This window comes from Rhodococcus sp. IEGM 1330, assembly GCF_033142445.1.
Taxonomy (GTDB): domain Bacteria; phylum Actinomycetota; class Actinomycetes; order Mycobacteriales; family Mycobacteriaceae; genus Rhodococcoides.
Genome location: NZ_JAWLSB010000009.1, coordinates 46,653 through 66,495, shown reverse-complemented (window position 1 = coordinate 66,495; position 19,843 = coordinate 46,653). Strand labels below are relative to the sequence as shown.

General features: G+C 64.3%; 28 protein-coding genes. 25 read left to right on the top strand and 3 right to left on the bottom strand.

Features of this window, described 5'->3' with window-relative positions:
- The first annotated feature begins 6 nt into the window (after positions 1 to 6).
- From R4P57_RS20010 to R4P57_RS19995, 4 genes are read left to right on the top strand one after another with little or no spacing between them, the layout of a single operon-like run.
- Positions 7 to 897: a TIGR01777 family oxidoreductase gene (locus R4P57_RS20010; RefSeq protein ID WP_317804590.1), complete on the top strand. Its 891-nt coding sequence runs from the start codon at positions 7 to 9 to the stop codon at positions 895 to 897.
- 21 nt (positions 898 to 918) lie between these two features.
- Positions 919 to 1,698, top strand: a complete 780-nt coding sequence (lipB, locus tag R4P57_RS20005; protein ID WP_317804589.1) for a lipoyl(octanoyl) transferase LipB — start codon at positions 919 to 921, stop codon at positions 1,696 to 1,698.
- 10 nt (positions 1,699 to 1,708) lie between these two features.
- Positions 1,709 to 2,722, top strand: coding sequence for a lipoyl synthase (gene lipA / locus R4P57_RS20000; protein ID WP_317804588.1), 1,014 nt, complete (start codon positions 1,709 to 1,711; stop codon positions 2,720 to 2,722).
- Between the two features lie 60 nt (positions 2,723 to 2,782).
- The gene (locus R4P57_RS19995; protein WP_317804587.1) at positions 2,783 to 3,538 is read left to right on the top strand and encodes a DUF4191 domain-containing protein; all 756 of its coding nucleotides are present in this window, start codon (positions 2,783 to 2,785) and stop codon (positions 3,536 to 3,538) included.
- Positions 3,539 to 3,578: 40 nt separating this feature from the next.
- Here R4P57_RS19995 and R4P57_RS19990 read toward each other — a convergent pair whose 3' ends face one another.
- Positions 3,579 to 4,043: an RDD family protein gene (locus tag R4P57_RS19990; protein ID WP_317804586.1), complete on the bottom strand. Its 465-nt coding sequence runs from the start codon at positions 4,041 to 4,043 to the stop codon at positions 3,579 to 3,581.
- A 167-nt stretch (positions 4,044 to 4,210) separates the two neighbouring features.
- On the opposite strand from R4P57_RS19990, the gene glnA reads away from it, so the two are divergent.
- Complete coding sequence (glnA, locus tag R4P57_RS19985) at positions 4,211 to 5,647, top strand: type I glutamate--ammonia ligase (protein ID WP_317804585.1); 1,437 nt, start codon at positions 4,211 to 4,213, stop codon at positions 5,645 to 5,647.
- A gap of 57 nt (positions 5,648 to 5,704) precedes the next feature.
- On the opposite strand, the gene R4P57_RS19980 is transcribed toward glnA, so the two are convergent.
- The gene (locus tag R4P57_RS19980; RefSeq protein ID WP_317804584.1) at positions 5,705 to 6,832 is read right to left on the bottom strand and encodes a site-specific integrase; all 1,128 of its coding nucleotides are present in this window, start codon (positions 6,830 to 6,832) and stop codon (positions 5,705 to 5,707) included.
- Positions 6,819 to 7,352 carry a helix-turn-helix transcriptional regulator gene (locus R4P57_RS19975; RefSeq protein ID WP_317804582.1) on the bottom strand — a complete coding sequence of 178 codons (534 nt, stop codon included), beginning with the start codon at positions 7,350 to 7,352 and terminating at the stop codon, positions 6,819 to 6,821. The genes R4P57_RS19980 and R4P57_RS19975 overlap by 14 nt, the downstream gene beginning before the upstream one ends.
- 253 nt (positions 7,353 to 7,605) lie before the next feature.
- Between R4P57_RS19975 and R4P57_RS19965 the strand changes: the two genes are divergently transcribed.
- The 20 genes from R4P57_RS19965 to R4P57_RS19870 all read left to right on the top strand — a co-directional run bounded on the left by R4P57_RS19965 (position 7,606) and on the right by R4P57_RS19870 (position 19,841).
- Positions 7,606 to 7,770: a hypothetical protein gene (locus R4P57_RS19965; RefSeq protein ID WP_317804784.1), complete on the top strand. Its 165-nt coding sequence runs from the start codon at positions 7,606 to 7,608 to the stop codon at positions 7,768 to 7,770.
- Between the two features lie 26 nt (positions 7,771 to 7,796).
- The gene (locus tag R4P57_RS19960) at positions 7,797 to 8,474 is read left to right on the top strand and encodes a hypothetical protein (RefSeq protein WP_317804580.1); all 678 of its coding nucleotides are present in this window, start codon (positions 7,797 to 7,799) and stop codon (positions 8,472 to 8,474) included.
- The gene (locus R4P57_RS19955; protein ID WP_317804579.1) at positions 8,474 to 9,016 is read left to right on the top strand and encodes a hypothetical protein; all 543 of its coding nucleotides are present in this window, start codon (positions 8,474 to 8,476) and stop codon (positions 9,014 to 9,016) included. The genes R4P57_RS19960 and R4P57_RS19955 overlap by 1 nt, the downstream gene beginning before the upstream one ends.
- 3 nt (positions 9,017 to 9,019) lie before the next feature.
- The gene (locus R4P57_RS19950) at positions 9,020 to 9,718 is read left to right on the top strand and encodes a helix-turn-helix domain-containing protein (RefSeq protein ID WP_317804578.1); all 699 of its coding nucleotides are present in this window, start codon (positions 9,020 to 9,022) and stop codon (positions 9,716 to 9,718) included.
- 8 nt (positions 9,719 to 9,726) lie between these two features.
- Positions 9,727 to 9,903: a hypothetical protein gene (locus R4P57_RS19945; protein ID WP_317804577.1), complete on the top strand. Its 177-nt coding sequence runs from the start codon at positions 9,727 to 9,729 to the stop codon at positions 9,901 to 9,903.
- Positions 9,900 to 10,232 carry a WhiB family transcriptional regulator gene (locus R4P57_RS19940; RefSeq protein WP_317804576.1) on the top strand — a complete coding sequence of 111 codons (333 nt, stop codon included), beginning with the start codon at positions 9,900 to 9,902 and terminating at the stop codon, positions 10,230 to 10,232. The genes R4P57_RS19945 and R4P57_RS19940 overlap by 4 nt, the downstream gene beginning before the upstream one ends.
- A 218-nt stretch (positions 10,233 to 10,450) precedes the next feature.
- On the top strand, positions 10,451 to 10,822 hold the full coding sequence (locus R4P57_RS19935; RefSeq protein WP_317804575.1) for a hypothetical protein: 372 nt from the start codon (positions 10,451 to 10,453) through the stop codon (positions 10,820 to 10,822).
- Positions 10,815 to 11,207, top strand: a complete 393-nt coding sequence (locus tag R4P57_RS19930) for a helix-turn-helix domain-containing protein (RefSeq protein ID WP_317804574.1) — start codon at positions 10,815 to 10,817, stop codon at positions 11,205 to 11,207. The genes R4P57_RS19935 and R4P57_RS19930 overlap by 8 nt, the downstream gene beginning before the upstream one ends.
- Before the next feature lie 5 nt (positions 11,208 to 11,212).
- The gene (locus R4P57_RS19925; protein ID WP_317804573.1) at positions 11,213 to 11,824 is read left to right on the top strand and encodes a hypothetical protein; all 612 of its coding nucleotides are present in this window, start codon (positions 11,213 to 11,215) and stop codon (positions 11,822 to 11,824) included.
- A 3-nt stretch (positions 11,825 to 11,827) separates the two neighbouring features.
- Positions 11,828 to 12,196 (top strand): capsid cement protein, encoded by a 369-nt coding sequence (locus tag R4P57_RS19920; RefSeq protein ID WP_317804572.1) that lies wholly within the window; start codon positions 11,828 to 11,830, stop codon positions 12,194 to 12,196.
- Between the two features lie 13 nt (positions 12,197 to 12,209).
- Positions 12,210 to 13,100, top strand: coding sequence for a major capsid protein (locus R4P57_RS19915; protein ID WP_317804571.1), 891 nt, complete (start codon positions 12,210 to 12,212; stop codon positions 13,098 to 13,100).
- 12 nt (positions 13,101 to 13,112) lie between these two features.
- Positions 13,113 to 13,517: a hypothetical protein gene (locus tag R4P57_RS19910; protein WP_317804570.1), complete on the top strand. Its 405-nt coding sequence runs from the start codon at positions 13,113 to 13,115 to the stop codon at positions 13,515 to 13,517.
- Positions 13,510 to 13,950, top strand: a complete 441-nt coding sequence (locus tag R4P57_RS19905) for a hypothetical protein (RefSeq protein WP_317804569.1) — start codon at positions 13,510 to 13,512, stop codon at positions 13,948 to 13,950. Before R4P57_RS19910 ends, R4P57_RS19905 begins: the two co-directional genes overlap by 8 nt.
- A 211-nt stretch (positions 13,951 to 14,161) precedes the next feature.
- The gene (locus R4P57_RS19900) at positions 14,162 to 14,563 is read left to right on the top strand and encodes a hypothetical protein (protein WP_317804568.1); all 402 of its coding nucleotides are present in this window, start codon (positions 14,162 to 14,164) and stop codon (positions 14,561 to 14,563) included.
- A gap of 151 nt (positions 14,564 to 14,714) precedes the next feature.
- Complete coding sequence (locus R4P57_RS19895; protein ID WP_317804567.1) at positions 14,715 to 15,443, top strand: DUF4417 domain-containing protein; 729 nt, start codon at positions 14,715 to 14,717, stop codon at positions 15,441 to 15,443.
- 86 nt (positions 15,444 to 15,529) lie between these two features.
- Positions 15,530 to 15,769 carry a hypothetical protein gene (locus tag R4P57_RS19890; RefSeq protein ID WP_317804566.1) on the top strand — a complete coding sequence of 80 codons (240 nt, stop codon included), beginning with the start codon at positions 15,530 to 15,532 and terminating at the stop codon, positions 15,767 to 15,769.
- 467 nt (positions 15,770 to 16,236) lie between these two features.
- Complete coding sequence (locus R4P57_RS19885) at positions 16,237 to 16,887, top strand: ABC transporter permease (RefSeq protein WP_317804565.1); 651 nt, start codon at positions 16,237 to 16,239, stop codon at positions 16,885 to 16,887.
- Positions 16,880 to 18,076: an ABC transporter ATP-binding protein gene (locus R4P57_RS19880; protein ID WP_317804564.1), complete on the top strand. Its 1,197-nt coding sequence runs from the start codon at positions 16,880 to 16,882 to the stop codon at positions 18,074 to 18,076. The genes R4P57_RS19885 and R4P57_RS19880 overlap by 8 nt, the downstream gene beginning before the upstream one ends.
- Positions 18,073 to 18,858 (top strand): ABC transporter permease, encoded by a 786-nt coding sequence (locus tag R4P57_RS19875; RefSeq protein ID WP_317804563.1) that lies wholly within the window; start codon positions 18,073 to 18,075, stop codon positions 18,856 to 18,858. Before R4P57_RS19880 ends, R4P57_RS19875 begins: the two co-directional genes overlap by 4 nt.
- Complete coding sequence (locus tag R4P57_RS19870; RefSeq protein WP_317804562.1) at positions 18,858 to 19,841, top strand: glycine betaine ABC transporter substrate-binding protein; 984 nt, start codon at positions 18,858 to 18,860, stop codon at positions 19,839 to 19,841. The genes R4P57_RS19875 and R4P57_RS19870 overlap by 1 nt, the downstream gene beginning before the upstream one ends.
- Positions 19,842 to 19,843: the final 2 nt, after the last annotated feature.

Below are 19,843 nucleotides of genomic sequence, written 5' to 3'. Positions count from 1 at the left end.
GTTCACATGCGCGTAGTCATTGCAGGTTCATCAGGTTTGATCGGCACAGCTCTGGTCGCAGCATTGAGAGGCCGGAGCCACGACGTCACCCGGCTCGTTCGGCGCACGCCGGCGGGACCGGACGAGTCCCAGTGGGATCCGTCGCACGGGAGCATCGACGCGGCAACGCTCGACGGTGCCGACGCAATCGTCAACCTCTGCGGCGTCGGTATCGGCGACAAGAGATGGTCCGGGGCCTACAAGCAGTTGGTACGAGACAGTCGCATTGCCCCGACCGAGGTACTCGCTGCAGCTGCAGCCGACGCCGGGGTCCCCACCTTGATCAATGCCAGTGGCGTCAATTTCTACGGCGACACCGGAGATCGGGTGGTGGACGAGAGTGCCCCGGTCGGTGACGGCTTTCTGGCCGAAGTCTGTCGCGACTGGGAGAACGCAACGTCGAAGGCGTCGGAAGCCGGTGTCCGAACGATCCTTCTGCGCAGCGGTGTGGTGCTGTCGCAGCGCGGCGGCATGCTGGGCAAACTTCGGCCGCTGTACCTGTTCGCGCTCGGCGGGCGGTTGGGCAGTGGCCGTCAATACTTCCCGTGGATTTCGTTGGAGGACGAGATCGGGGCCATCGTGCACGGCATCGAGAACGACGCACTGCGGGGACCGGTCAACATGGTGGGCCCCACTCCGGTGACCAACGCCCAGTTCAACAGTGCGATGTCGCGAGCGGTGCATCGACCGGCCCCATGGGCGGTGCCCGGCTTCGCGTTGAAGGCCGTGATCGGTGAGTTCGCCGAGGAGGCGATTCTGACCGGGCCACGGGCAATTCCGAAGGCTCTCGAGGACGCGGGCTACACCTTCGAGCACAACACCATCGGGGAAGCACTGCGGGTGGCCGTCGGCTCGTGACGCGGCGTACCGTTCCGATTCATGAGTGATGCGAACTCTTCGTCGGCCGCAGTGTCGGCACGCGCGAGCTCCGAGCCGGTCGTGGTGCGTGAGTTGGGCACCGTCGAATACACCGAGGCCTGGGCACTGCAGCGCGAGCTCGCCGGTGCCCGGGCGGACGGCGTCGGCTCCGACACGCTGCTGTTGCTCGAGCATCCGTCCGTCTACACGGCGGGGCGGCGTACATCCGAGGAAGACATGCCGCGGGACGGTACTCCCGTTGTCGAGGTCGATCGTGGCGGCAAGATCACCTGGCACGGCCCCGGTCAATTGGTGGGGTATCCCATCGTCAAGCTCGCACAGCCCATCGACGTCGTCCGGTACGTGCGCCGTATCGAAGAAGCTCTGATCTCCGTGGTGTCCGCCTACGGCATCACCTGCGGGCGCGTCGACGGTAGATCCGGGGTGTGGCTCGCGGCGCAGATGCGGGACGGCGCGTGGCTGCCCGAGCGCAAGATCGCGGCGATCGGGGTCCGTGTTCAGCGTGGAGTGACGCTGCACGGCTTCTCACTGAACTGCAATGCGGCCATGACCGGATTCGATGCGATCGTGCCGTGTGGAATCGCCGATGCCGGGGTGACATCGCTGTCGCTCGAGCTGGGCCGAGACGTCACGATCGATGACGTCACCGCTGCTGTCACCGAGGCGATTCTGGCCGCCCTGGACGGATCGATGCCCGTGCAGGATCACGAGATCGAGCATCCGCCGGTCACGGAGGCGTCGACCAACCCGCAGTTCACGACGGTTCGCTTCGGCGCGTAGCATCGATCCTGTGACTGTGGCCCCAGAAGGACGCAAGCTGCTCCGCCTCGAGATCCGAAACGCGGAGACCCCCATCGAACGCAAACCGAGCTGGATCAAGACCAAAGCGAAGATGGGCCCGGAATACACCGAGCTCAAGGGTCTTGTGAAGCGCGAAGGTCTGCACACGGTGTGCGAGGAAGCCGGCTGCCCCAATATCTACGAATGCTGGGAAGATCGCGAAGCGACCTTCCTCATCGGCGGTGAGCAATGCACCCGCCGTTGCGATTTCTGTCAGATCGACACCGGCAAGCCGGAGGATCTCGATCGAGACGAGCCGCGCCGGGTGGCCGAGAGCGTGCAGGCCATGGGTCTGCGCTACTCCACGATCACCGGCGTCGCTCGTGACGATCTCGAGGACGGCGGCGCGTGGCTGTATGCCGAGACGGTTCGTTACATCAAGAAGCTCAATCCGAACACCGGCGTCGAACTGCTCATCCCCGATTTCAACGCCAAGCCCGATCAGCTGGCCGAGGTTTTCTCGTCACGCCCCGAGGTGCTGGCGCACAACGTCGAGACGGTGCCGCGCATCTTCAAGCGCATTCGTCCCGCCTTCCGGTACCAGCGGTCGATGGACGTCATCACCGCAGCCCGCGACGACGGTCTGGTCACCAAGTCCAATCTGATCCTCGGCATGGGCGAGACCCCGGAAGAGGTGCAGGAGGCCATTCGCGACCTGCACGAGGCCGGTTGCGACATCCTGACCATCACCCAGTACCTGCGCCCGTCGCCGCGCCACCATCCGGTCGAGCGTTGGGTCAAGCCGGAGGAGTTCGTCGAGCACTCCGATTACGCAACCGAAATCGGGTTCGCGGGTGTGCTGGCCGGGCCGTTGGTCCGCTCCTCTTACCGCGCCGGACGCCTCTACGCACAGGCCATGGCTCATCACGGCCGTGAATTGCCCGAGAGCATGAGTCACCTGACCGATGGTGGCGAAGCCTCTCAGGAGGCGAGTTCGCTGATGGCGCGTCTGGCGGCTCGCTGATCCTTTTGCCAACCCGCCGCGGTGCACGTGAGCGCCGGCACAGGACGTATCCTGTGAGGTATGGCGAACGGCAGTAAGGCTGGCAAAGCAGCAAAGCCCAGCAAGGAAGTAAAAGCGGCTGCCAAGGCAGCGCGCAAGCAGGCATCGAGGGAACGGCGCAAGCAGCTCTGGCAGGCGTTTCAGATGCAGCGCAAGGACGACAAGGTTCTCCTTCCGCTGATGATCGGGTCGGTGGTCGGCCTGGGGCTCCTCGGGTTCCTCATCGGCCTGGCCTTCGATTTCCAGTGGTTCCTGCTCCCCATCGGACTGCTCCTGGGCGTCCTGGTTGCGTTCATCATCTTCGGTCGCCGTGTGCAGAAGTCGGTGTACAAGAAGGCCGACGGTCAGGCCGGCGCGGCCGCGTGGGCCCTGGACAATCTGCAGGGGTCGTGGCGGGTGACCAATGCGATCGCCGGAACCACCCATCTCGACGCCGTGCATCGTGTCATCGGCAAGCCCGGTGTCATTCTGGTGGCCGAGGGTGCACCACATCGCGTGAAGTCACTGTTGGCTCAGGAGAAGAAGAAGACCGCCCGTTTGGTGGGCGACACTCCGATCTACGACATCATCGTCGGAAACGAAGAGAACCAGATTCCGCTCTCGGGTCTGCAGAAGTACCTGTCGAAGTTGCCGAAGAACATCGACGGCAAGCGCATGGACACCATCGAGTCGCGGCTCTCTGCTCTGGGCACCAAGGGGGGCCCGGCGATGCCGAAGGGCCCCATTCCCGGCGGGGCCAAGATGAAGGGCGTTCAGCGGACCATGAAGCGCCGCTAGCCACTCACGACCACTCGGACAGCCCTGGTGCGCCGACCCCTCAGCGGGTCCGCAGCAGGGCTGTTCCCGTTGCGCGGTCGTGCATTCCTCGGCCGTCCATGTCGGTGACGACAGCCGGGACGACGAACAGCAGAATCAACAGACGAACCAGCGCGCGGACGAAGCCGACCCGCGCCTGGGCATCGATGCGTGCCACCTGAATACCTACGACGAACTGCCCCGGGGTGAACGAGAACAGCGAGACGCTCACCAGTCCGACGCCGAACCACACGGCCAGCACGATCGTCGAGATCAGTCCGCTCGTGGTGTACCCACCGAGAATGAGCGACGCCACGCCGGTGGCCATCGTCCAGTCGAGCAGTAACGCGAGGACTCTGCGTCCGGTACCTGCCAGCGCGCCGACGCCCTGCTGCGGTAGGCCCAACTCCTCCCCGCGGAAGTTCTGAGGTTCACGTGGGTTCGCGGAGCCCGGTCCGGACAACCAGGACCCTGTCATTCGTGCCATGATTTCCAGGATAGGCGCGGTCGAGCACACGGGAAAACACCTGGACGTACTGTTGTTCGTGCCAGTCGTGAGCCAGGACGCGTAACACGGGCGAAACACGGGCTTGACGGGCGGGCAACACCAAGTCCATACCGTCAGGTTGACGGACTCAACAAAGGAGCAAAAGCGTGGCGTTTTCCACGGCCCAAGAGGTCATCAAGTTCATCGCAGATGAAGGAATCGAATACGTCGACATCCGGTTCACGGATCTGCCGGGTGCACAGCAGCACTTCTCGATCGCCGCCAAGGCGTTCACGGCAGACACGCTGGAGGACGGCCTCGCGTTCGACGGCTCGTCCGTTCGCGGCTTCCAGTCGATCCACGAGTCCGACATGATTCTGCTTCCGGACTACGCCACCGCTCAGATCGACCCGTTCCGCAACGCGAAGACGCTGAACATCGACTTCTTCGTCCACGACCCGTTCACGCGTGAGGCCTACAGCCGCGATCCGCGCAACGTCGCACGCAAGGCCGAGGAGTACTTGGCCAGCACCGGCATCGCCGACACCGCGTACTTCGGTGCCGAGGCCGAGTTCTACATCTTCGACTCCGTGCGCTTCGATTCGCAGGCGAACTCCGCGTTCTACGAACTCGATTCGTCCTCGGGTTGGTGGAACACCGGAGCCGAGACCGAGGCCGACGGCAGCCCGAACCTCGGCTACAAGGTCCGCTACAAGGGTGGCTACTTCCCCGTCGCTCCGTACGACCACTACGTCGACCTTCGCGACGAGATCTCGACCAACCTGCAGAATGCGGGCTTCGAGCTCGAGCGTGCGCACCACGAGGTCGGCACCGGCGGTCAGCAGGAGATCAACTACAAGTTCAACACGCTGCTCCGTGCGGCCGACGATCTGCAGCTGTTCAAGTACATCGTCAAGAACACCGCATGGAAGAACGGCAAGTCGGCGACGTTCATGCCGAAGCCGCTGTTCGGCGACAACGGCTCGGGCATGCACGTGCACCAGTCGCTGTGGAAGGACGGCAAGCCTCTCTTCCACGACGAGGCCGGATACGCCGGACTGTCGGATCTCGCTCGCCACTACATCGGCGGCATCCTGCACCACGCACCGTCGCTGTTGGCGTTCACCAACCCGACGATCAACTCGTACCACCGTCTGGTGCCGGGCTACGAGGCCCCCATCAACTTGGTCTACAGCCAGCGCAACCGCTCCGCTGCGGTTCGTATCCCGATCACCGGCAACAACCCGAAGGCCAAGCGCCTCGAGTTCCGTGCGCCGGACTCCTCGGGTAACCCGTACCTGAACTTCGCCGCTCAGATGATGGCGGGTCTGGACGGAATCAAGAACAAGATCGAGCCGATGGCACCGGTCGACAAGGATCTCTACGAGTTGCCGCCCGAGGAAGCCAAGAACATCCCTCAGGCACCTACCTCGCTGAATGCCGTGATCGACAGGCTCGAGGCCGATCACGACTACCTCACCGAGGGTGGCGTGTTCACCACCGACCTGATCGAGACCTGGATCTCGCTCAAGCGCGAGCAGGAAATCGCTCCGGTGAACCTGCGTCCGCACCCGTACGAGTTCTCGCTGTACTACGACGTGTGATCCACCTGTAGGCCCTGACCTGCGGACGGCGTGAGCCCACAGCTCCACCGTCCGCAGTCAGTCCGCAGCAGCTTTCAACGAGTCCATTCGAGCCGCAATCACAGCACCAACAGCGGCACGGGTGGACTCGTCTGCGTCCGGCCACAGGTGCCCGTAGATGTCGAGCGTGGTCTTCGCGCTCGCGTGCCTCACCCGCGCCTGGACGGTCTTGATATCAGCGCCGGAATGGATCAGCAGAGACGCGAGGTAATGCCGCAAATCGTGGAACGTGAACTCCTCGGGCAACCCCTCGATGTCCGGCCGGACACGCCGAATCTCCCGATCGATCACCCAAGGCCCCGCCGCTCCCCCGCGGCCGTTCGTGACCATGTTCTCGTGTGGCCACAGCTTCACGAACGACGAAAGCAGCAGCGTCATCTCGTGCGGGATCGGGATCGGTGCCTCACTCCCCTCCGTCTTCAGCGGCTTGGCCGGCCACTGCAACTTCGGGTGGACCACCCCCCTGATGAAGTCGACGTCGTCGACCCGTAGCGCCGACGCTTCAGCAACGCGGAGACCCGCGAACGCGCCGAGGAGGATCGCGGGCTTCAGGTGGTCCGCCATCGCCTCGTACAGCGCCCACAGCTGCGCGGTCGTGATGAGGTAGATCTTCGCCTTACCCATCGGCGGCGATGTCCGCCTCGAGCAAGGGTTGCGGCCGAGCAGGTTGTCATGGACCGCATCACTAAGGATCTGCGAGAGCCGCTGATGGAGGGCATGCACGTACGAGTCGGCCATCCCCGCCTTGGCCAGCTTCGCGGTCCACGCCTTCACCATCGACGGTCGAATCCCCGCGAGCGGCAGCGTCCCGAACTCGGCCGTGATCTGTGCGATGTGAGTCCGCGCCTGCCGCACCGTGCTGTCCCGATTCACGCCGTAGCCGACGATCCACTGATCGCACCACTGCTGCACTGTCAGCTTCGCGTCGCGGGGTGCAACGTGAGTGCCCTGAACCAGGGTGGACACGGTGCCGTCGAGCCAGCCCTGCGCGTCTGCCTTGCGATCAAACGACCGCGCGTGCTCCTTGCCTAAGTCGTCCACATATCTTGCGCGCCAACGCTTTCCGACCCCAAACTGGGCGGACTTGTCCTTGTTCGCTTTCAGCCAACGATCCTCGACGCCCGATCGCCGATTACGATTCGCCATCGCCCGCCTCCTCTAGATCCTCCAAAACCTCCGAGAGCAGAGCCTGGCGGAATGCAGCATCGATGTGCCCCTCCGTCGGTGCAACCAGCCGTTCATTCTCGGTCGATCGCTGCTTCTGCAAGACGGCGATGATGTACTCGAGAACCTCTTCGTGAGTGTTGGGCGGATTGACCTGCGAGTTGAGATCTGGCCGATGAACCATGTAGACGTACTCGGCGTCATTAATGAACCGTCGCAACGCTTTTCGCGCCTCCAGGTAGGAGTGAGACGCCGCCTCGACCGCCCCGTGGTAGGCCAGGCTATTCCGTCCGTAGTCCAGCACGGCCAGATCGATGTCCAAGTAATCGCAGAGTGTCATTGCCTCCGACAGTTTGGGCTCACGCTGCCCGGTCTCCATTCGAGTGATCGCCGAAGGATCGATCGGAAACCCAAGCTCTGCAAGCTTTTCCGCTAGCGCACGCTGGCTCAGCCCCCGCGCGACTCGACGATCTTTCAGCAGTTCCCCGAATTCCTGATTCATATTTGCAGCATAGTGCTTGACAAGCATCATCCTCAACAGCCAATATTGACAGTGCAGTAATGCAGCACACATCAAATTTGAATCACACCGGGAGGCCGGACATGGAACGAGATGACTTTCTGCAAGCGCCGCAGTGTGAAGAGCTGACGGGCACACCCGCCGGTACTTGGCGCTACTGGGCGTCGGTCGGCAAAGGCCCTGCGTCTTTCAAGCTCGGCCGCCGCAGGGTTTGGCGTCGCAGCACGATTTTGGCGTGGATTCAGGAGCAGGAAGCGGCTACCGGGCCCGAGGCGGCCTGATGCCCCTGACCCGCGATCCGTACGAACTATCAGAAGAAAACGCCCCCGACGCGGCGGCAACCGCGATCGAGGGCGAGGCAATCAACTCCGACATCCCAGAAGGAACTGATCGAACATGACCACTATAGACCGTAGGAACGCTGACGTGGCATCGCGAGCTAAAGCACGTCGCTTCACGTACGACGATCTGCGCGACCTGCTCTTCACGTTGCTCGGGTTCGTGCCGAACGGGTCGGCCCTCAAGCAGCTCTACAAGGTGGCCAACGATGCGCACATCGATTTGTCTACCCAGACCGATGCCATCCACACTGCCGCTTGTGAGCTGCTGGGCGAGGTCAAGCCGCCCACGTCTGCGCAACGGAACATCGCGGCCTTCAAGAAGGACATGACTCCGCAGCTCTTCATCGCGGCCAATGCGCCCGTCGACTGTCTCGAGGGCCCTGATCGTCCGTACTGGGCATCCAAAGATGGCGACCAACGTGTATTCGACTCAGGCGACAGGGTGGCTGACAGGACATCGATGTCGTGGCGATCCGAGGCGGTTTCAGTTCCGTTGTTCGCGACTTACTTCGGTCGATGGCACGACAACGGGACATTTGAGACGGCTCGAATCATGGCAGACGTACGACAGGGGGTAGCGGACGCATCGCCTCGCATCGGGTTCGAGCGTCACGGCTTCAAGCAGGTGGACGGTAAGGCCGTCCGCGTGTCCGGCGAGGCTCACTACAGCCTGAGCATCGATGAGGCGGCCAACCTGGCTCGCGCCCTACTGCTGTTGGTAGATCTCGCCACCGGCGCATCTGACGAGTCGGCGGTGGCCTGATGTTCGCCCAACTCGACGAGATGACAGACGAGCCGGTGACGGCTGAGGTCGTATCCGGCAACCGGATCCACATCGCGTACGGCCGCAGTGTGTCGATGAGCCTCGACATCGGCGAAGCCGTCGACCTGGTCGACGCCACAGTCACGGTGCTGGCACTTCTCAGTGATGCCCCTGAAAAGGGTGTGTCGCAGACGCACACCCCCGCAGGCGGCACCGAACTTTTCGGTGACGCCACCGAGAACGACCTGGCCGACTTGGGCTCATCGGAGTTGCCGGACCCGCCGCACGGGTTCGATGCCGTTCTTCCATCCGAGTGGATGCTCCACGACGGGCTGTTGACGCGGCAGTGGAACCTCGAGCTCGACGGTGGCCACGTCTTGTGCGTCGAAGACCTTGTGAACTCAGAGGGTGAAGTCACCCGCGCTGGGCTGTCGATCAACCTCGTCGGGCTCGACGACACCGAAGATCCGACCGCGCTGCTGGACTACATGCGCACTGTCGAGGCCGCGATCGACACGTTCCAGAGATTGCGGGGCCTCTGACCTATGACCGAAGCGGACATGCCCAGGGTGTCGAAGCTGGACTGGCTGAAGTCCCTCCGTGGTGTGGAGGAGCTGACTCATGCCGAGTTCCGGGTTCTCGTCATCCTGAGCACGTTTGCCGACGCCGATCTCCGCAACGCATATCCGAGCAACGAGCGTCTCCAGCGGGACGCCGCGGTGAGCCGTACCGCCCTCAAGAGCGCGTTGAAAACGCTCCGTGCGAAGGGGTACATCTCGCTCGAATCTCTCGGCGGAAACCAGTACGGGAAGGGACGTGCAAACGTCCATCGGGTTATCCCCAAGCCCCCCACTGAGTGGCCCCCTTCATCCGACAAAGGGGGTCACTCAGTGGACCCCTTGGAGGCCCATGAAGGGGGTCACTCAGTGACCGGAAGGGGGTCACTGAGTGTGCAACAAGGGGGTCACTCAGTGGACCCCCATCAGGTCATAGATCAGGTCATAGATCAGGTCAGTTCTTCTTCTCACCTAAGTAACGCACGCGCGAGCGAATCTGTGGACGAGCCTAAATCGGATGAGAACCCCCTCGCATGGTTGGACTGGAAGATCCAGCAGGGCTTCATGACCGGCGAGCGTGCCGCCGCCGAACAGATGCTCGCGGGCGGCTGGTCCGTCAGTAAGACGTACTACCAACTCGTGGCCGACCGTCGAGACCGACGACGGCGCAACCCCAAGAGCGCCTAGGAGACGTGATGAAAGACCGCACCGGCGAGGACGTCGATGATCGGCACTTGGCAGTGGTCCAGACGCACCACTGCCGCGACGGCTGGATCGGCTACGACGACGAGGCACGACCGATCCCGTGCCTCCGATGCCGCCCGCACCTCGCGCAGACCGCGACCATCAACGACTCAGGGAAGAACCTGTGACCCGCCGCAGTCGGAATATCACCGGCGCTGCCGATCCACGTTCGCCACTCGAGCTGATCCTGACCGACATGCTTCGGGACACCGTGCAATTGCCCGACGCGGCCTGTGTCGGTCGTGGCGAGCTGTTCGACCCGATGAGTGAGGGTGAGTCCCGCGAGGACGTCGACGAGCGCCACAGGACGGCCGTGCGGCTGTGCTGGGAGTGTCCAGCAATCGGGCCGTGTCGGGATTGGTCGATCGGCGAGCCCGCATCGGACGGTGTGCTCGCCGGACGACTTCCCGAATTCCGCCGGCCACCGGGCCGACCTCGCAGCAATGACGTCGCGTGACAGCCCGACAGAACGCGGTCCAGTGCGAAGCGGCGGGCTGCGAGACGCGGACACGCTCGCGCTCCAAGCGGTGCGGCGACCATCGCGAGCAGATCCCCGTCGCGCTCGGATCACCCGGCATCGTCGCCATCGGCGGCCGACCCCACACATTCACCGAAGCGGCCAGGCTCGCTGACCGCATCATCGATACGATCGAACAGTCAAGGGAGACAACGTAAATGGAAGAGAAGAACCGCCAACGTATGGCCGCCTATTACGCCGACCGCCGTCGCGCGGCTACGGCCTGGCAGGTGTTCCTGACCTCCGAACACATGCCGGACCGGAGCGTCGAGGTGCTCACAGAGCTGGTCGACTCGGCCACCGAAGAGGGCCGCCTCGATCGACTGCTCTACGCAATCCTCCACGTCGCCCGCGACATCGTCCCGCAGCTCCACACCTCGGCACGCTCGGAGCTGTTCGCGGTCACAGCAAATCGGTATGCGAACCTCGAAGCCGACGTGAACGCCCCCGACTCCGAACCGGGGAAGCCGGACGCGAGTCTCGTGCAGTGGCTGGAGGACTGGCGACGTCGAGACGAGCGCGGTGAGTGAGATCCGCCGCGTCGTCGGCGTCGTGCTCACGACGGAGGATGCGCGCACACTCGCGGAGGCGATGAGCCTGTTCGTCAACCTGCTCCGACGCAACGGTTCTCGGCCGACACCGAAGCTCGAACTACTGCGCTCACAGCTCGAATCTGCCGCAGACGTCAGAGAATCTGACGCAGACGTAAGACTTTCGAGGGAAATCGGTACGCGGGGTGCATCATCGGGGCGTGACCTCGATACCGCTACCGCCGCAGCCATTCTCGGCAGCACCCCGGCTGCCGTCCGCGACCTCGCACGCCGTGGCAGCATCCGTGGCCGCCGTATTGGTGGCCGCTGGTTTCTCAGCGCAGCGGCCGTGCACGAGCGGGCGGCGCGTCAACCACGTGGGTGATCACCGTGGTTGAGACCAAGACTATCCCCGGCGTCGAGCTGGTCAAGGTCGGCCGTTGGGAAATCTCCACCGGCACATGGAACGTCACCCCGCGACTGCTCCGTGCCGCTCGTGACGCCCACGCGTCGGCCGCAGTACCGCGCCCGATCGTCAAGCTCGGTCACGTCGACGATCGGTTCGACGGTGAGCCTGCTCTCGGACAGGTCGCGAATATTCGTCTTGCTGATGGCGGTCGAACGTTGGTGGGCGATCTCGTCGGCGTCCCGGCCTGGCTCAGTGACGTTGCGGCCAGCGCCTATCCACGGCGCAGCGTCGAGGCCGTTCACGACGTCGAGATGCCCGACGGCACGAAATACCCACTGGTGCTGACCGCCGTCGCGCTGCTCGGTGTCACCCGACCCGGCATCAGCACGCTGGCCGACATCGGGGAGTTGTTCGGCGTCGCAGCGTCGGCCGGAACACCGGTCACGCTCACTCGAGCATCGTCACCCGCACCGCGTCGAGCGGACGCTCTCACCGCCCGCCAGCGCGCTCAACTCAAGGTTGCGGCCACTCGCCGCCGCCACCGCACTGCCATCGCAGCACTCACGCTGCACGACACTCGAAAGGACCGATGACCCATGGTCAATGTCTCTGTGTACCAGCCCGGTGCGGACGTCACTGTGTTCGCCACCGCAGCCTTCCTGGCGAAGCGACTCGTCGCCGTCAGCGGCAACCGTAGGGGCGGCAACATCGCCGTAGCTCCCGCGCCGGCCGCAGCCCGCGCATTCGGCGTGGCCAAGGAGGACGCCGGATTCGGTGAACTCGTCGCCGTCAGCCGAGGCGCATCACGGGTGGTGCTCATCCGCGCCGCCGGCACGATCGCCGCCAACGCCGAGGTCGAGGTCGGCGATGCCGGACAGGTCGTCACCAAGACCTCCGGCATCGCGATCGGCTTCGCAGTAACCGGTGCCGCATCCGGCGCTGACGCCGAAATCAGCTTGTACTGAAAGGAATTCACACATGGCAAACTCCCTCATTCCCGAACTGAACGGGCGTCGGCTCACCGTCGACGTCGCACTCAAGCAGCAGAGCGTCATCCGCAATCGCATTGCCGCGCTGGCCGATCCGCAGCTCGTGCTCGACAAGTTCTTCACCTCTCTCGGTGCTCCCGTCGAAGGTGGCGGCCTGCTCTACTCGGTCATCAAGGCGTCGGACTTCTACACCTCGAAGCCGATCGAGCAGCGCGTTCCCGAGACCGAATACGCCATCGTCGAGGGCGTCGACCCCGAGTCGAAGCTGGCAAAGCCCGAGGACTGGGGCGGTAAGTTCTCGATCTCCGACGAGCGGGTCAAGCGCAACGACGCGAGCTACCTCGATCAGCAGACCACGCAGCTCACGAACACCATCGTCCGCAAGCTCAACGACTCGGCTCTGGCCGTCGTCGACGCGGGTATCGGTGCCGAGAACACCATCGCCGGTCACAACTGGAACACCGTGATCACCACCGGACCCGAGGCGAACCTGACGCCGAACGCAGCACGACCGGCCGCCGACTTCGCCGACGCACAGCTCGCGAACGACCTCCAGGAACTCGGCGTGCAGAACGACCTGCTGGTGCTGCATCCGAATCAGGAGCGCGCGCTCAAGGTCGCCTACGGCGAGAACCTCGACGACGTGCTCAAGTCGGCCGGACTGACCGCGGGCATCTTCTCGACACCGCGCCTGACGCCGGGCACCGGGTACGCCCTGCAGAAGGGACAGGCCGGAACGGTCGGATTCGAGTTCCCCCTGACCGTCGACACCTGGGACGACCGCTCGATCCGCTCGAAGTGGGTCCAGGGCTTCGCAGTCCCCGCGTTCGCGCTCGAAAGGCCCTACGCGGTGAAGAAGCTCGTCGGATTGGCGGGCTGAGCCATGGCCCTGGTGACCATCGCACACGCGCTGTTCTCGTGGACCGAGGACGGCACCGCGCGCCTGGCGACACACGGCCAGACAGTCGACATCGACGACAGCATCGTCGCCGAATTCGAGCACCTCGGCGTGTTCGAGCCCGAAAGAGCGTTACCCGAAGCAACTCACCCTGACACGGCAACAGAGGTTCAAGACGAACCGCTCTCGGCAGGCGAACCCGGCACCACCGAGGGCACGTCCATCCCGAACGTCACCGCGACGCCCCCGACCTCCGATCGACCGAAGGCGTCGGCCACGAAAGCCGTCTGGGCGGCCTACGCGCAGAAGCGAGGCATCGATGCCGACGCGCTCGACAAAGACGAAATCATCGCTGCCATAACGCAACTCGACACCCCGAAGGAGAACACGAATGGCTGACACCACCGTTCCCGAAGCCACATGGACCGCACTGCTCGAGGCATTGGCCCTGCCCGCCGACGCCGCGGTCGATACCGTGCTCGCCGCCGTCGAGGAACTGGTCACCGCACCGGAACCGACCCCCGAGCAAGTCGCAGCGGCCGCAGGACTCGACCCGACCGCGCTCGCACAGCTCCGACACGACGCCGAGCAGGGCAAGGTCATTGCGGCCGCCGAGCAGACCCGTCAGGTGCGCGCGAAGGTCGAGGATGCCGTGGCACGCGGCGCGATCGCCCCCTCACGCGTCCAGCACTGGGTCACAGCGATCACAGCCGACCCGACGATGGCCGACACGCTCGCCTCGATCCCCAACGAGCTCGCAGTGCCGCTCAGCGAGGCCGGACACGGTCAGGAGCACGAAGAGGTCGTGCAAGAGGCTGCCTGGTTCCGCTGACCCTCCGATCTTCGGCGTCAAACTCACCGCACCCGACCTTTCGAGGCCTTCCGAGGGCAGCGGAATGCATGGCGGCACGCGGGTACTCGATGGCACCCCCCGGGGTGTCTACCCGTCATCTAAGCCCGCCAGCGCCGAACTCGAAGCCCCTGACCTCGCACAGTTGGTCAGGGGCTTCGTTCATCACTCACACCTCGACAGGAGCGCCGACATGGCCGGATTGAGCCAGTCCAGGCACGAACGTGGGTATGGATACGACCACGTGAAGACGCGGGCCGGTCTTCTGCACGTCCACGTCGACGGGACACCGTGCTACTGGTGCGGGCTGCCGATGCACAAGGCCCCCACCGCCAACTGGGACGGCTCCCCGCTCGCTGCCGATCACTCCGAACGACGCGCACGAGACGGCGGTAAGGCCGACCGACTTCTGCACGGACGTTGCAACTCGCAGCGCCAGGACGGCTCACGCGACGACGAGCGCCCCGCAGTGACCGGTGTGACGCCCTGGGAGTGGGCTGGAACGGCCCCGCCAGCAACCGCAGCCGAGCCTGCGTCTGACGAGTCCTACATGGACCTGGGGACGACGTTCTTCGACTGGCCGGACCTCGTATGACCCCCGTCGACTTTTACAGACCCCACCCCATCCCCATGGGGACTGCCCAGTCCCCATCCTTTTTTACACATCCCGTCAAAACGTCCCGGCAAGTAGCCCCACCAGCCACGATGCCGACACCGGCACCCTGTTTTCCGAAAGGTCACCAGCCATGACGACGATCACCGGCATTCACGGCACGCGATCGAGCACTCGGTGGCAGACCAACCCGGGCCGCCTCGACGCGCTCAACCTCCGGACGCTGTTTCCGTCGAGCAACGAGCACGGAATCCCGGATCTCGCGCCATCGCTCACGGTGCCGGCCAACCTCGCAGCGTGGCACGTCGAGCGCCAGCGCCAGCACGCCGCCGACACCGGTGGCGCTGTGCACTGCTTCCTCGACGACTACCGATTCGAGACGGTCTGGTCCTCACCCGAGCGGTCTGCTCGTCGCGCCGTCGCTGTCGGCCGCGCACTCTCGCCCGACTTCTCGCTGTGGCGAGGAATGCCGCGGGCCGCGTCGATCTGGAACGTCTACCGCTCCCGGTGGGTGGCCGCGTACTGGCAGGCCCTCGGCGTCGACGTCATCCCTACCGTGTCCTGGTCCGACCGAGCGAGCTACGACTACGCATTCGCAGGGCTGGAAGCCGGCGCGACCGTCGCCGTGTCCAGCGTCGGAGTGCGATCGGGCGACACCGACAGCATTCGTGCATTCCGTGACGGACTCGAGCAGGTTATCGAGCGGCTGCAGCCGTCGACACTGCTCGCCTACGGCAAGCTGCGACACTGCGATGGGGTAGATCTACCCGAGGTCATCGAATACCCGACCCACTGGGACCGACGACGCCGAGTCGATGACTCGAAGGGTCGCATCTCACATGCAACCCTCGGCGGTCTGTGATGGGCGGCCGTGGCTCGACGGGCCGCACCGTCGCAATCCCTCCGAGCGTCACCCCACCCTCGGCCACACCGAAACGTGCCCAGTCGGTGGCCGACCTCGCTCAGATCGCACGAGGCCTCGAGAACAGCGCCGGTGTGGTCAAGGTGATCGACCTCTACGACGCGTCGGGCATGTCGATGGACGAGTTCGCCGACATGCTCCGCGCCGGTCGACGCGCCGACGTCTGGGTTGTGTACGAGCACGCCTACAGCGGTGACCTGACCGACCGCGAGCGCAAGCTACCGGTGATCGGCGGCAACCAGATGCACCGACTCGAACTGATCTAGCAACGTAGCGAACCTGAGCAGGTATGACGCGAGTGGGTGACATTGAGTCACGCTCAAAATCAGGGGTACACGCAAGTGAGTACCCCTTTTTACGGTCAACCGTGACGACTGGGGAGGCCGGTTTCGGCCGATCGTCCGCAGTGCGTCCGCAGCGCAGCATGAACTGTCCCTATGCAACCAACAGACTCAACACGTTTGACCAGCAGGAACCCAAGTAACCAACGGCGTCAACGACAACAAACGCCCAGGTGATAGTTCTCGCTGTACTACGACGTGTGATCGACGCGATTTCACGCTGAGAACGCCCGGCCGAATCTTTTCGGCCGGGCGTTCTTGCGTTCTCGGGTCGTACCCGATCGTCGACGTTTGCGGCAATCGGCCAAGTATTCGGACCGGTCGGCGTTTGATAGTCGGTACGTGGGGTAAAGGTATTTATCCGCTAACGGCGAACAGAGGACGACAACTGCATGGATGCACTGTGGGATTTCGTCGTAGGACGGCGAAGGCAACTGGCGATCGACTCCTATCTGCACGTCTCGGCCGTCGTGCAATGCGTCGTCATCGCCACCGTCATCGGGGTCGCGATCGGAGTTCTCGTCTACCGCAGCCCCGCTGGCTCGGCGATCGCGACGGCTCTCGCCAGCACGATCCTGACGATCCCCTCGTTCGCGCTGCTGGGTGTCCTCATCCCCATCATGGGATTGGGCGTTCGGCCCACGGTGACCGCGTTGGTCCTCTATTCCCTGCTGCCGATCATCCGCAACACCGTGGTGGGCCTCGCTGCAGTCGATCCGGCCGTCGCCGACGCCGCCCGCGGAATCGGCATGAGTCGCACACTGGTGCTTCGCCGCATCGAAATCCCTCTCGCCTGGCCGTCGATTCTCACCGGAATGAGGATCAGCACGCAGATGGCCATGGGCATCCTGGCCATTGCTGCGTACGCGAAAGGCCCTGGCCTGGGCAACCTGTTGTTCTCCGGGCTCGCACGCGTAGGCAGCCCCACGGCCCTACCGCAGGCCCTCACCGGCACTGTCCTGATCGTCCTGCTGGCGTTGATCCTGGACGGGATCTACGTGTTGATCGGCAAACTGACCACCTCGAGGGGTATCCGTGAGTGACTCGACCCGTACATCGAACGTCTCCGGCGCGGAAATCGTGCTCGAGAACGTCACCAAGAGCTACCCGGGGCAGAAGCTCGCGGCCGTAGACAACGTGTCCATGACGATTCCCGCCGGCGAGGTCGTCGTTCTGGTCGGGCCCTCGGGCTGCGGTAAGACGACGACGATGCGTATGATCAACCGGCTGATCGAGCCGACGTCGGGCCGCATCACCATCGGCGGCAAGGACGCGCTCTCGATCGACCCCAACGAGTTGCGTCGCACCATCGGCTACTCCATCCAGCAGGCGGGCCTTTTCCCGCACATGACGATCGCGCAGAACGTCGGCATGGTGCCCGGGCTCATCGGGTGGAACAAGAAGCGCATCGACGACCGTACCGACGAGATGCTCGATCTCGTCGGGCTCGATCCGGCGGTCTACCGCGAGCGCTATCCGCGTCAGCTCTCGGGTGGCCAGCAGCAGCGTGTCGGCGTAGCCCGCGCTCTCGCCGCCGATCCCCCAGTGCTGTTGATGGACGAGCCCTTCGGCGCGGTCGATCCGATCACCCGAGGACTGTTGCAGGACGAGTTGATGCGGCTGCAGGCGGAACTCGGCAAGACCATCGTGTTCGTCACCCACGACTTCGACGAGGCCGTCAAGCTCGGCGACCGGATCGCCGTTCTGGGCAACCAATCGACCATCCTCCAGTACGACACTCCGGAGGCCGTTCTCGCCAACCCCGCAGACGACACCGTGGCCGGTTTCGTCGGTGCCGGAGCGGCATTGAAGCAGTTGACCTTGATGCGGGTACGCGACATCGAACTGTCCGACGTCCCTGTTTTCGGTGAGGACGATTCGGTGGAGACGATGAACACCGCTCTCGGCTCCGATCCCGAGGCGTGGGGAATCATCCTCGACTCGCGCAAGCGCCCGCTTCGGTGGACCGATCGACGCCACCTCGTCGGAGTCGGTAGCCTGCGCGACGTCGGTGTGCCGATGGGCGAAATGGTCTCGACGCAATCCACCCTCCAGGACGCGCTCGAAGCTCTTCTGTCCGAGGGCAACGCGACGGCCACCGTCACCGGAAACCGCGGCGAGTACGTCGGCACCGTGACGATCGACGTACTGATCGACACCATCAAATCTCTGCGGTCTCAGCACGCGAACGATCACGACGAGGCGCGCAGCGACGTCGGGACGCCCTCGTGACCACACTCGCGGATACCGGCGACGACACGAAAGACACCGCGCGAGCCGCCAAGCGGGCCGAGCGAATACGGCTTCTCATCCAGCCGGTGGTCGTTCTCGTCATCGTGGCGGCGCTGCTGGTCTACACGTTCAGCCGGGACCTCACCGCCACCCAGTCGGGCACCCTCAACGCCGGCAGCATCTTCACGGCGGTTCGCGAGCACGTGGCGATCACGTTCGTCGTGACGGCACTCGTACTCGCCATCGCGGTACCGCTCGGGATTCTGCTGACGCGCCCCGGGTATCGGAAGCTGGCTCCGCTCTTCATCGGTATCGCCAACATCGGCCAGGCCGCCCCTGCGGTCGGTCTGTTGGTTCTGCTGTTCCTCGCCACCGGGTGGACGGGGTTCACCGCGGGTGTTCTACCCATCGCGTTCTACTCACTGCTCCCGGTTCTGCGCAACACCATGCTGGGTTTCCAGACGGTGGACCCGAACTACATCGACGCCGCGCGCGGGCAGGGAATGTCGAACATGGGCATCCTGCGGCGCATCGAGTTTCCGCTGGCGGTTCCATTCATTCTCGCGGGTCTGCGGACCTCGCTGGTGCTGGCCGTGGGAACGGCAACGCTGAGCTTCCTCGTCGGAGCGGGCGGTTTGGGCGTGTTGATCGATACCGGCTACAAGCTCAACCAGCCGATCATTCTGGTGGTGGGAGCAGTTCTTGCTGTTGCTCTCGCACTTCTGGTCGACTGGCTGGGCGCTCTCGCCGAGGCGTTCCTCGGACCGAAAGGACTCCGCTGATGCGGCGCACCACTCGACGACTTGCGGCCTTGTGCGCCGCGGCAACCTTGGCGATCTCGGGATGCGGGTTGCAATCCGGCGGCGCCATGCCGTTGTCCGTCGAACCGGGAAGCATCACCCCGCTCCCCGGCCTCGAAGGTGCCCAGTTCACCGTGGGATCCAAGGACTTCACCGAGCAGATCATCCTCGGCTACATCCTCGAATTCGCACTGAGCGCGGCCGGCGCCGACGTTCGCGACCTGACCAACATCGCCGGCTCGCAAAGCGTGCGGCTGGCCATGCAGAGCGGTCAGGTGGATGTCGCCTACGAGTACACCGGCACCGGCTGGATCAACTTCCTGGGCAACGAAACTCCCATTCCCGACGCCACCGAGCAGTTCGAGGCCGTGCGCGATGCGGACAAGGCCAACGGCATCGACTGGGTCAACCCTGCGCCGATGGACAACACTTATGCATTGGCCATGAACGAGCAGGTTGCACAGGAGACCGGGGTTCGCACCCTGTCCGACTACGCCGCTCTGGTGAACCGCGACCCCGCCGCCGGCGCGCTGTGTGTGGAGACCGAGTTCAACAGTCGCCAGGACGGATTGCCCGGGCTTGCGGCCACCTACGGGTTTGACGCGAGCACGTTGCCGGTGCAGATTCTGCAGACGGGTGTCATCTACCAGGCCACGGCCGAGGGCGCGCAGTGCCGGTTCGGTGAGGTGTTCACCACCGACGGACGTATCAAGGGCCTCGATCTGACGGTCGTCGAAGACGACAAGTCGTTCTTCCCGCGCTACAACGCCACGGTCATCATCCGCCAGGAAGTCGCCGATCAGTACCCCGAGATCGCCGAGGTGACCGCGCCGATCTCGGCCGCGTTGACCAACGAGGCCATCTCCGAGCTGAACAAGCAGGTCGACATCGACGGGCGCGAGCCTGCGGACGTCGCACGGGACTGGATGGTTCAGCAGGGGTTCGTCACCGTCGGCAGTGATTAGAG

Coding starts and splice junctions, on each gene's coding strand:
- R4P57_RS20010 (WP_317804590.1), top strand. CDS start 7: ATGCGCGTAGTCATTGCAGGTTCATCAGGTTTGATCGGCACAGCTCTG.
- lipB (WP_317804589.1), top strand. CDS start 919: ATGAGTGATGCGAACTCTTCGTCGGCCGCAGTGTCGGCACGCGCGAGC.
- R4P57_RS19995 (WP_317804587.1), top strand. CDS start 2,783: ATGGCGAACGGCAGTAAGGCTGGCAAAGCAGCAAAGCCCAGCAAGGAA.
- R4P57_RS19990 (WP_317804586.1), bottom strand. CDS start 4,043: ATGGCACGAATGACAGGGTCCTGGTTGTCCGGACCGGGCTCCGCGAAC.
- R4P57_RS19980 (WP_317804584.1), bottom strand. CDS start 6,832: ATGGCGAATCGTAATCGGCGATCGGGCGTCGAGGATCGTTGGCTGAAA.
- R4P57_RS19975 (WP_317804582.1), bottom strand. CDS start 7,352: ATGAATCAGGAATTCGGGGAACTGCTGAAAGATCGTCGAGTCGCGCGG.
- R4P57_RS19955 (WP_317804579.1), top strand. CDS start 8,474: ATGTTCGCCCAACTCGACGAGATGACAGACGAGCCGGTGACGGCTGAG.
- R4P57_RS19950 (WP_317804578.1), top strand. CDS start 9,020: ATGACCGAAGCGGACATGCCCAGGGTGTCGAAGCTGGACTGGCTGAAG.
- R4P57_RS19945 (WP_317804577.1), top strand. CDS start 9,727: ATGAAAGACCGCACCGGCGAGGACGTCGATGATCGGCACTTGGCAGTG.
- R4P57_RS19935 (WP_317804575.1), top strand. CDS start 10,451: ATGGAAGAGAAGAACCGCCAACGTATGGCCGCCTATTACGCCGACCGC.
- R4P57_RS19920 (WP_317804572.1), top strand. CDS start 11,828: ATGGTCAATGTCTCTGTGTACCAGCCCGGTGCGGACGTCACTGTGTTC.
- R4P57_RS19915 (WP_317804571.1), top strand. CDS start 12,210: ATGGCAAACTCCCTCATTCCCGAACTGAACGGGCGTCGGCTCACCGTC.
- R4P57_RS19905 (WP_317804569.1), top strand. CDS start 13,510: ATGGCTGACACCACCGTTCCCGAAGCCACATGGACCGCACTGCTCGAG.
- R4P57_RS19900 (WP_317804568.1), top strand. CDS start 14,162: ATGGCCGGATTGAGCCAGTCCAGGCACGAACGTGGGTATGGATACGAC.
- R4P57_RS19895 (WP_317804567.1), top strand. CDS start 14,715: ATGACGACGATCACCGGCATTCACGGCACGCGATCGAGCACTCGGTGG.
- R4P57_RS19885 (WP_317804565.1), top strand. CDS start 16,237: ATGGATGCACTGTGGGATTTCGTCGTAGGACGGCGAAGGCAACTGGCG.
- R4P57_RS19870 (WP_317804562.1), top strand. CDS start 18,858: ATGCGGCGCACCACTCGACGACTTGCGGCCTTGTGCGCCGCGGCAACC.